We start from the raw sequence: 1,941 nt of genomic DNA, 5'->3' as shown, positions 1-1,941 counted from the left end.
AGCTTGAACAACCCAGAGTCAATCCAACTTGCGATCGATGCGGTCTTGCCGACAGGTAAAATCGCGGAAGCAGCTGTCTGTTACACAGGGGATCTATTCGATGCGAATCGACCGAAATATCACCTGCCGTATTACGTCAATCTGGTGAAACAACTGGAAGAAAGCGGCGCTCATATCATTGCCATCAAGGATATGGCGGGTCTCTTGAAACCGGAAGCAGCCTATGCGCTCGTATCAGCACTTAAAGATGCGGTATCGCTACCGATCCATCTCCACACACACGATGCGAGTGGGAACGGGATTTATACGTATGCGCGTGCGATCGATGCAGGTGTCGACGTCGTAGACGTCGCCGCATCAAGCATGTCGGGACTGACGAGTCAGCCAGCGGGTGGTAGCTTGATTCATGCCTTAAGTGGTCATCCACGTCAACCGCTCGTATCAGCACAGAAGTTTGAACAGATTTCGGATTATTGGCAGGACGTGCGTCATCTGTATCAAGCATTCGAACTCGATATGATCGCACCGAATCCAACGGTCTACGACCATGAGATGCCGGGTGGACAGTATTCGAACTTACAGCAACAAGCAAAAGCGGTTGGACTTGCGGATCGTTGGTCTGAAGTCAAAGAGATGTATGCGCGTGTCAATATGCTGTTTGGCGATATCGTCAAAGTCACACCATCGTCAAAAGTCGTTGGAGACATGGCACTCTTCATGGTTCAACATCATCTGACAGAAGAGGATGTCTTGCACCGTGCAAGTGGACTTGATTTCCCGGATTCAGTCGTCGAACTGATGAAAGGGGAGCTCGGAACACCACCAGATGGTTTCCCGCAAGACGTTCAACAGGCTATTCTCAAGGGAGCTGCTCCGCTGACAGAACGTCCAGGTAAGATGATGGAACCACTCAATTTTGATGCGATCAAACATGAGTTGTTCGAAAAACTTGAACGTCCCGTTACAGAATTTGATGCACTCGCTTACGCGCTCTATCCAAAAGTCTTCATGGACTACAGTTCGTATGTCGCGCGATATGGCGATATCTCTGTTCTTGATACGAATACGTTCTTCCATGGAATGCGTCTAGGGGAGACGATCGAGGTTGAAATCGAACGAGGCAAGACACTCTACCTTAAGTTGATTCAAATCGGTCAGCCAGACGATCATGGTATGCGGACGATCTATTATGAGATGAACGGTGTTCCTCGTGAAGTCGAAGTCAAAGACATCAGTATTAAGGAAAGTTTATCAAGTCGTCCAAAAGCAGATCGAAGCAATGCGAAACAAATCGGTGCATCAATGCCGGGGAGCGTGCTGAAGGTGCTCGTCGAGACGGGTACACGTGTCCGTAAAGGAGAGCAACTCCTCGTCACGGAAGCGATGAAGATGGAAACGACGATCCAAGCACCGGAAGACGGTGAAATCAAAGCCGTCCACGTCAAGGAAGGCGAAGCCATCGCGAGTCAAGACTTACTGATTGAATTCGTATAAGGTCACAACGAAAAACAGGCGCACGCTCGGCGGGCTGCCTGTTTTTCATTCAATACGTAGTGGGAGAGGATACGATTGAACATTATTTGTTGGGTACGAAGTGATTTTCGATTACAAGATAACCACATGTTGGCACGTGCTGTTGAATTACTAAATGAAAATCCGAAGGCGACGGTCGAGTTCGTCTTTTGGCTCAATCCGGATTACATCGGAGAATATGAAGCACGGCAACAATATTTCTTCCAAGCGCTCGAGATGTTTTCTGATGCCTGCAAAGAGAAAGAGATGCCAATCCGTTTCATCGAAGGCGATGAACAGACTTTCTTAGACGCAACCGGTGATGCGGACGTTTTGTTATTTAATGCGGAATATGTCGAACCATTCAAGACGCGAGATGAAAAAATCATTAAAAAGCGTAAAGATCGTCAGACGGAGCGACTACTAGAC

The 1,941-nt window shown here is 48.1% G+C and carries 2 protein-coding genes; both read left to right on the top strand.

Annotation, left to right across the window (positions count from 1 at the left end; genetic code table 11):
* On the top strand, window positions 1–1,494 hold a 1,494-nt coding region (locus tag F8N00_RS17765; RefSeq protein ID WP_421018718.1), incomplete at its 5' end, for a biotin/lipoyl-containing protein.
* Window positions 1,495–1,569: 75 nt separating this feature from the next.
* A partial coding sequence (locus F8N00_RS17760; protein WP_421018717.1) for a deoxyribodipyrimidine photo-lyase occupies window positions 1,570–1,941 on the top strand: 372 nt, incomplete at its 3' end.

The organism is Exiguobacterium sp. A1_3_1, from assembly GCF_048985645.1.
In the GTDB taxonomy this organism is placed as follows: domain Bacteria; phylum Bacillota; class Bacilli; order Exiguobacteriales; family Exiguobacteriaceae; genus Exiguobacterium_A; species Exiguobacterium_A indicum.
This window is presented reverse-complemented; position numbering and strand designations above follow the sequence as displayed.